Origin of the sequence: Pseudomonas sp. MCal1 (genome assembly GCF_026341415.1) — a bacterium.
Taxonomy (GTDB): Bacteria; Pseudomonadota; Gammaproteobacteria; order Pseudomonadales; family Pseudomonadaceae; genus Aquipseudomonas.
In genome coordinates this window covers 313,342-321,376 of record NZ_JAKUMP010000005.1, presented here as the reverse complement: position 1 = coordinate 321,376, position 8,035 = coordinate 313,342, and the positions used below count along the sequence as shown (strand labels likewise).

The window sequence follows — 8,035 nt, the reverse complement described above, 5'->3', positions numbered from 1 at the left end:
TGGCGTACGGTTACCGGGATAGCGAATTCTTTTTCATGAAGATCAAGAGCGTCTTTCCCGGTAATCCGTGAAGAACCAAAAAAAAGCCCCCGCCCAACCCGTTGCGGATAGGGGACGCAGCGGGCTGGACGGGGGCTTCCTGTTACGGAGCGATCACTGCGCGATGGTTTTCACCGACACGCCGCGTTCGATCGGGGTGGAGCGACCGTAGATATCTTCGAAGCGCTCGATATCGTCTTCACCCAGGTACGAACCCGACTGCACTTCGATGATTTCCAGCGGGATCTTGCCCGGATTGCGCAGGCGATGCACCGACGCGATCGGGATGTAGGTCGACTGGTTTTCGGTCAGCAGGAACACGTTCTCGTCGCAGGTCACTTCGGCGGTGCCGCTGACCACGATCCAGTGTTCGGCACGGTGGTGGTGCATCTGCAGCGACAGGCACGCGCCCGGCTTGACCGAAATGTGCTTGACCTGGAAGCGACCGCCCATGTCCACCGAGTCGTAGGAACCCCACGGACGGTAAACCTCGCAATGGTTCTGGGTTTCGCTGCGGCCCTGCTCGTTGAGGGTGTTGACCATCTGCTTGACGCCCTGGACCTTGTCCTTGTGGGCGATCATCATGGCGTCCTTGGTTTCGACCACCACGATGTTTTCCAGACCGATCACCGACACCAGTTTGCCGTTGCCGTGGATCATGCAGTTCTTGCTGTCCTGGATCACCACATCGCCCTTGCTGACGTTGCCGTTGGCGTCCTTCTCGTTGACTTCCCACAGCGACGACCAGCAGCCGACATCGCTCCAGCCGGCAGTCAGTGGCACCACGCAGGCGCGCTGGGTTTTTTCCATCACGGAGTAGTCGATGGAGTTGTCCGGGCAGCAGGCGAAAGTGGCTTCATCGAAAGTGATGGTGTCCGGGTCCTGAGCACTGCGTTCGAGGGTCAGCAGGCAAGTGTCGTAGATGTCCGGATCGTGCTTTTTCAGCTCTTCGAGGAAGCGGCTGGCGCGGAACAGGAACATGCCGCTGTTCCAGTAGTAACCGCCGGACTCGACGTATTCGGTGGCGCGTTTGACGTCGGGTTTTTCCACGAAGTGCGAGACGCGGCTGACGCCTTCCGGCAGCAGCGAATCGCCGGTGGACTTGATGTAGCCGTAGCCGGTTTCCGGTTTGGTGGCCGGCACGCCGAACAGCACCATTTCACCGTTTTCTGCAGCGACGGTGGCCAGGGCGAGGGCGCGTTGCAGGGCTTTCTGGTCTTCGAGGACGTGGTCGGCCGGCAGCACCAGCATCAGTTCGTCGCGACCTTCATTGACCAGCATCATCGCGGTCAGCGCCACGGCCGGCGCGGTGTTGCGACCAAACGGTTCCATCAGGATGCGTTGGCATTCCAGATTGCGGTTGGCCAACTGCTCGTTGACGATGAAGCGGTGATCCTTGTTGCAGACCACGATCGGGGTGTCCATGCCTTCGAACACCAGGCGCTCGAGGGTTTGCTGGAACAGCGTGTGTTCGCCGGTCAGGGCGAGGAACTGCTTGGGAAACTGCTTGCGCGAAAGCGGCCAAAGACGTGAACCGCTACCACCTGACAAGATCACCGGAATCATATTGTTTACTCCATAAAATCGATTGGGTTAGAGCCACGAACCTGTGTCGTTTCACTCTTGTTTTTGTCGCCTACCCGAACTGACAACCCGATTCATTGTGGGAGCGAGCTTGCTCGCGAAGGCGGCGTATCAGTCGACACATCTGTTGAATGTCAGACCGCTTTCGCGAGCAAGCTCGCTCCCACAGGGGATATGCGTCAGGTCGGGAAATGGTTAGCGGGTCGATACCGGGCGTTTTACCCAGACTGGCGACAGGTTGCTGCCGTTGCCGGTGACGTACAGCACTGCTGCCTCACCGCGCTCCAGGGCGACCGGTTTCACGTCGCCGACTTTCTTGTCGCCCTCGTACAGCGCCAGGCTGACTTTCACCGGGTTGATTTCACGTTCGCCACGGCCCTTGGCGGCCACGTTCGGCACAACTTCGGTCTTGCCGTCGGCGGTCTTCAGGGTCAGCGACTTGTCGCTGAGGTTCTGCACGCGCACCAGGGATTTCTGCTTGTTCTTGAACGGTGGTTCTTCGATCAGTTGCGGCGCGCCGGAGGCGTTGTTGACCAGGGTGTAGTAGTGATCACCGGCGAGTTTCACCGGCAGGGTCTGGCTGCCGACCTTGGCGCTGTAGTCGCCGCCCGGCATGAAGCTGAAGTCGCTGCTGGCCAGCGGCGCGACGTCGCTCAGATTGGTGCTGCCGACAGTGGCGCTGACTTCAGCATTGCTGGCGTTGTAGACACGGACGAAGGTCGAGCCTTTCGGTGCAGTCGGACCGTACAGCGCAGCGTCGCCACCGGCAAAGGCCTGGACCGACAACACACTCAGGCCGGCGACCAGAGCAATGCGTTTAGCGAGACGACGAGGAGTTGTAGTGAAAGTCATGGTGTACCTCTCTTTCAGTTTTGCGCCCGATCGGGCGTCTCGGATTTAGTGTTTACAGCTACGTTTTGTTGGCGCGCGCCGGCTTGTTTAAGCTCTGCGACCCACTGCGGGTCGGCGTCGCCGATTTCGTTGTTCACAGGCAGATATCGTTCAGGAAACTCCCAGATCAGCACCTGTGGCGGGCTGTTCTTGAAGTCATCGCTTTTCAGGTAGCTGAGCATCGGCAGGATCGGGCCGTGGCCGTCCTCGGCGTAGTTGACGACGTCGCTGTGCAGCGCTTGCTTGAGCGCACCGACGAAATTCCAGTTGGGGTTGGCGCTGTAGCTGGTACCGATCAGTGCCACCGGCACTTCACTGTTGGCGAACAGGGCGTCGTCACCGGCAGGTTGTTGGGCGGCCACAGTGTTGCGCTTTTGCAGCGGCTCTTTGGCCGGCATCAGGTTTTCGAACAGTGGATCCAGCGGCAGGAACAGACGCAGATCGCCCTTGTGCGTGACCTTTTCCGCCGGGGTGGTGACGAAGCGCTGCGGCTCGCCGCTGAGCGGGAACTTGTCAGCGATGGTTTTGGCCAGGGTGTTGGCGGCGATTTCCGCGCCTTCCGGGGTCCAGTGGGTGTCGGTGCGCAGGAACACTTGCTGACCGTTCTGCTTGGCCGCTTGGAGCGGGCCGAGCAGGTCGGGGGCGAGGATCTTGTCGGCCGCGACGCGGGCGTGGAAGTCCTGATAAAGGTTGGCGTGAATGCTCGCCGGTTTCACTTCACCCAGGTGTTCCGGGTACAGGCGAACCTTGGCCGGCACGATCGCCATCACCAGTTTCACGCCTTTCTCTTTCAGGGTCTGGCGCACGCCTTCGACCAGCGCATAGTTGCCTTGCAGGTTCAGCTCTTCGTTGACGATCGGGTTGAATTCCTCATCGCTGTACAACCACTGATCGCGACCGAGCACCACGCCCGGACGACCTTCGTTGAACAGTTTTAAATCCAGCGCGGCCCAGAGGTTGGTGCCCAGGCGCTTGATCGGGAATTCATCGTCGTAGTGGGTTTCCACGGCTTTGGTCCAGCGGCCGTTGAGCACCGTCGCATCGGCGTTGGTGCTGAAGCCGAAGAAGCTGCGCACCGACCACAGACCGAGCACCAGCAGGGTCAGCAGAAACAGCGCGATGTAGAAGATGCGTAATGAGCGGGTCATGTCAGATCCCTCAGAACTGGAAGTAAAGGAACGGCGAGAAGCTTTGCGCCGAGAGTTTGAGAATCGAGGCGATGAACAGCAGCAGGATCAGCCCGCGCATCACGTAGCGCGACCAGTCCGCCGTCCAGTACGCCGGTTGCACCTGGGCGTCGACGCCGACGGTGTAGCCAGGCTCATGGATGCTCGCCGGATTTTCGCCCGGAGCCGCTTTGATCAGGCCTGGAGTCGCCGTGGCAGGGCCGTTGGCCTCGACGTTGACCTCAGGTTTGCTCTTGACCGGCGGCTGGTTGGTGTACAGATCACGCAGGCCGAAGAACGCCAGGGTCACGTAGGCCACCACCAGAGTCGCCACTTGCAGGCCGGTCAGGCTGGCCTGATTGAGTTCCGACAGCGACCAGTCGCCGAAGCTGAACATCGCGCCGTACATGCGGCCGGCAACGTGCAGGTTCTCGGCGCGGAAGATCACCCAGCCCATGACCACCAGCAGGAAGGTCAGCGCCCAGCGGATCGGGTTGAGGCTGCGCGGCGAAGTGTTGAGACCGAGCATTTTTTCGATCGCCAGCCACATGCCGTGCCAGGCACCCCAGACGATGTAGGTGATGTTCGCGCCGTGCCACAGACCACCGAGCAGCATGGTCAGGAACAGGTTGCGATAGGTCATCAGCGTGCCTTTGCGGTTGCCGCCGAGGGTGATGTAGAGGTAGTCACGCAGCCAGGTCGACAAGCTGATGTGCCAGCGGCGCCAGAACTCGGTGATCGACTGGCTGATGTACGGCTGCTTGAAGTTTTCCATGAAGCGGAAACCCATCATCAGGCCCAGGCCGATGGCCATGTCGCTGTAACCGGAGAAGTCGAAATACAGCTGCGCGGTGTAGGCCAGCGCGCCGAGCCAGGCATCGCCCGTGGTCGGGTTTTGCAGGGCGAAGCAATGGTCGGCGACCACGGCAAGGGTGTCGGCGATGAAGACCTTTTTGATGAAACCCTGCATGAACCGCGTGCAGCCCTCGGAGAATTTGTCGAGGGTGTGGGTGCGGTTGTTGAACTGGTCGGCCAGGTCACGGAAACGCAGCACGGGACCGGCGATCAGGTGCGGGAAGATCGCCACGAACGCTGCGAAGTCGATCAGGTTGCGGGTGGCCGGGGTGTCGCCGCGGTAGACGTCGATGATGTAGCTGATCGACTCGAAGATGTAGAACGAGATACCGATCGGCAGCAGCACGTGGGTCAGGATGAACGGCTCGAGACCGACCGACGTCATCATCGCGTTGATGCTTTCGACGCCGAAGTTGGCGTACTTGAAGTAGCCGAGGATGCACAGGTCCACCGCCACGCCGAGCAGCAGCCAGCGCTGGGCCGGTTTGGTGCGCACGCCGGCGGCGCCGACTCTCAGGCCGATCCAGTAGTTCCACAGGGTGACGCCGGCGAACAGCGCCAGGAAGTCTACCCGCCACCACGCGTAGAACACGTAGCTGGCAATCAGCAGCAGCAGGTTGCGATAGCGTTGCCCGCTCAGGTAGTACAAGCCGAGAAAGATCGGCAAGAACAGAAACAGGAACACGTTGGATGAAAATACCATCCCGATCTCTCCATGTTTGAACCAACAGTCAAGGGCCAAAGCCCCCCCAAACCCCCCGCTGAAAACTGGAGAGCTAACTCACACATCTCAAACCTGACACTTAACCTGTGGGAGCGAGCTTGCTCGCGAAAGCGGTGTGCCAGACGACATCATTTTTGAATGTCGGATCCTCTTCGCGAGCAGGCTCGCTCCCACAGGGTTTATCAGTGTCCTCAGGAACCCTTGTTGCCCTTTTCATGGGACGGGTCGTAGACCTTGGTCAGGTCGCCACCGAGGCGGAAGGTCTTGAACGGCTGCATCCCGTGCTTCTTCTCCAGCACATCCGGCGAACAGGTGTAGAGCGTGCAAAACGGCTCGAGCCAGGCGAATTTCATGTCCTGTTTCAGGTCGGTCATGTCCTGCTCTTTGCCGTTCTTCTTCTCGAACTGGTCGGGGTCTTTCACCCCGGCCAGCACCCGATCACCCAGACGTTTCAGCGCGCCGTTGTTTTCCTGACGCAGATCCACACCGTTGACCTGCGCAAAACTGGCGATCATCGCCAGCGGCGGCAGGGCGTAGTTGTGGTAGGCGAGGGCGCGTTGCTGGCGCTTGAGTTCGTTGGGCAGGTAGCCGTCGGCATCGACCTGGTTGACGCCGACCTTGTATTCCTTGACCGCCCAATCGAACAGGTCGCGGCGGTTGGTCGCGACCGATGTCGCCATCACCGACCAGGCGGCCCAGTACGAGTGGTTGTTGGTTTTTTCCAGCGGCAGGTTGTCCCAGTCGCTGACCACCTGATCGGCCAATTTGCTGAACCAGGCCTCGATCACATGGGCTTCCTGCTGGTGCTGGGCCAGCGGATGGGAGTCGGAGAACTTCAGGCGAATGTACGACGAGGCCATGCTGCCCAGCGCCCATTTGCGCATCGACTTGCCGGTGTGGTTGAAGTCTTTGGACATCAATGCATCCGCCCGGGCCCAATTAACCAGCCAGTTCAGTGTGCAGTCGAGCTGTTCCGGGCGACCGTCGCGCATGAACTGCATGACGCGCTTGGCGGTGCCGCGCTCCAGGGTGGTGATGTCTTTGGTGGTGTCGCGGAAGGCTTTTTCCGACTGCACGTTCAGTGTCGCGCGGGCCTTGTCCGAGCCTTCGTATTTGCTGCGAAATTGCAGCGGTCCGGTGTACGGCGTCGGCATCGCGTCGCAGCCTTCGCTCTTGTCGCCGGTCTTGAATTTATCCACAGGCGCAAAGTAGCCCTGAGGAGGACGCAGCGGCGCGGCGGCCTGCGCGCTGCCGGCGAAGATCGCCAGCCCGAGCAGCGTTGGCGCCAACAGAGTTTTCAGTTTCGGATTTCGCATAGCAGACCTCATTGCCCGACCTGAGCGGTTTGTTGCCCAGCGCCCGGGAATACGTTGCGTTTGCAGATTTTCGCTTCGACTTTCTGTGGCGCGGTGCCCGCTTCCGGGCCCTGGACTTCGACCGCGAGCAGGTTTTGCGAGGCCCAGTCTTCGTCCGTGCGCAGCTCAAAGGCGAAACGACCGTCAGTGTCGGAGGTTTCCGGTTTCTCGATCTTGATGTCCTCGTGGCGACCGTTCATGTACCAGAGGGTGGCTTGCAGGGTTTTCACCGAGGTGTCGGCGAAGCGGATGTCGACCTGATGGCTGCTGTTCTGCAGGTTCAGGTTCTTGCTGTTGACCAGCAGTTCTTGTTTGCCGCCCGGCTTGAGCGTGGTGCTCGCGGACATCTGTGCCTCTTTGCCTTCGCAGCCGTTGTCGAGCAGCGCCATCATCTGGCGATAGATGGTTTCCTGGTCGAGGCGGTACAGCGGCGAGAATTCCCAGATGAGGATTTTCGGCGGAGATTTCTGGAATTCGTCGCTGCCCAGGTACTGCAGCATCGAACCTTCCAGGCCACCGCCGGGGAAGGCGACGTTGAGGATGTCGGCGCCGATGGCTTCTTCGAGGAAGCCTGCGAAGTTGTAGTTCTTGCCGCTGTGCGAAGTACCCACGAGGGTGATTTGCGGGTTGCCGGAATCACCGAACAGGTCGCCGTCACCGGCTTCGCCTTTCGGCTCGGTGGTGAACTGATCCATGTACTGGATTGCGTAACTGGTGCCGCACAGTTGTCCGGCCATGTTGTGCAGGGTGCCGGTCTTGCCCATGCGTCCGGAGCGTTTGGTTTCGAACTCACGCTTGGGAATGTCGGCGAAGGCCGGGATCTGCTTGACCTTCTCGGCGACGATTTTTGCCGTGCGCTGGGCACCGTATGGCGTCCAGTGCTGGTCGCCGCGGAAATAGAAATCGTGGGCGGGCAGGGTGTCCGGCAGCGATTCGTTGGTCAGCGGCGACAGGTCCGGCACCACGTAACCCATCTTCGCGAAACGGCCGAGCATGGTCTTGTAGTTGCCCAGCGCTTTCTCGTAATCGAACGCGGCTTTTTCTGCCGGGTTGAGCTTGTTGCGGTTCACCAGACCTCGGGTCGGCTGGTAGACGATCACCAGTTCGACGCCTTTGGCCTTGAACGCATCGTGCAGCTGTTGCAGGCGTTTGTAGCCGGCCGGGGTGGTGTTGAACTCGGTGCGCAAATCTTCCTGGGTCCGGAACAGCCAGTCGCCCTGCGCCTGCACCAGGGTGGTGAAGTTCTGTTGGTAGCGGGTGGTGTAGTTCTTCGCATCGTGGGCGGCCGGGCACAGGCTGCAGCAAGGTTCGGCCGTGAATTCAGGCGGCTGGACTTCATCTGCGCGGGCGCCGTTGCCGGCCGCCAGAATGCCCACGGTCAGGGCCGACAGGCTGAGTAATTTGATCAGGTGTGGGTGCAT

6 protein-coding genes are annotated in these 8,035 nt (G+C 60.4%); all 6 read right to left on the bottom strand.

What is annotated here, in order from left to right; all coding sequences use genetic code 11:
* Window positions 1-153: 153 nt before the first annotated feature.
* The gene (locus MKZ87_RS11415; protein WP_085698533.1) at window positions 154-1,605 is read right to left on the bottom strand and encodes a mannose-1-phosphate guanylyltransferase/mannose-6-phosphate isomerase; all 1,452 of its coding nucleotides are present in this window, start codon (window positions 1,603-1,605) and stop codon (window positions 154-156) included.
* Window positions 1,606-1,818: 213 nt separating this feature from the next.
* The gene (locus MKZ87_RS11410) at window positions 1,819-2,475 is read right to left on the bottom strand and encodes an alginate O-acetyltransferase AlgF (protein ID WP_085698534.1); all 657 of its coding nucleotides are present in this window, start codon (window positions 2,473-2,475) and stop codon (window positions 1,819-1,821) included.
* Window positions 2,476-2,489: 14 nt separating this feature from the next.
* On the bottom strand, window positions 2,490-3,662 hold the full coding sequence (locus MKZ87_RS11405) for an alginate O-acetyltransferase (RefSeq protein WP_266200906.1): 1,173 nt from the start codon (window positions 3,660-3,662) through the stop codon (window positions 2,490-2,492).
* A gap of 10 nt (window positions 3,663-3,672) precedes the next feature.
* Window positions 3,673-5,238 carry an MBOAT family O-acyltransferase gene (locus MKZ87_RS11400; RefSeq protein ID WP_085698536.1) on the bottom strand — a complete coding sequence of 522 codons (1,566 nt, stop codon included), beginning with the start codon at window positions 5,236-5,238 and terminating at the stop codon, window positions 3,673-3,675.
* A gap of 212 nt (window positions 5,239-5,450) precedes the next feature.
* Window positions 5,451-6,575, bottom strand: coding sequence for a mannuronate-specific alginate lyase (locus tag MKZ87_RS11395; protein ID WP_266200904.1), 1,125 nt, complete (start codon window positions 6,573-6,575; stop codon window positions 5,451-5,453).
* An 8-nt stretch (window positions 6,576-6,583) separates the two neighbouring features.
* A complete protein-coding gene (locus MKZ87_RS11390) occupies window positions 6,584-8,035 on the bottom strand; it encodes an alginate O-acetyltransferase (RefSeq protein ID WP_085698538.1) in 1,452 nt (483 codons plus the stop codon).

Bases quoted from the DNA above. Each gene is read 5' to 3' on its own strand.
- MKZ87_RS11405 (WP_266200906.1), bottom strand. From the start codon at position 3,662: ATGACCCGCTCATTACGCATCTTCTACATCGCGCTGTTTCTGCTGACC.
- MKZ87_RS11390 (WP_085698538.1), bottom strand. From the start codon at position 8,035: ATGCACCCACACCTGATCAAATTACTCAGCCTGTCGGCCCTGACCGTG.
- MKZ87_RS11395 (WP_266200904.1), bottom strand. From the start codon at position 6,575: ATGCGAAATCCGAAACTGAAAACTCTGTTGGCGCCAACGCTGCTCGGG.
- MKZ87_RS11415 (WP_085698533.1), bottom strand. From the start codon at position 1,605: ATGATTCCGGTGATCTTGTCAGGTGGTAGCGGTTCACGTCTTTGGCCG.
- MKZ87_RS11400 (WP_085698536.1), bottom strand. From the start codon at position 5,238: ATGGTATTTTCATCCAACGTGTTCCTGTTTCTGTTCTTGCCGATCTTT.
- MKZ87_RS11410 (WP_085698534.1), bottom strand. From the start codon at position 2,475: ATGACTTTCACTACAACTCCTCGTCGTCTCGCTAAACGCATTGCTCTG.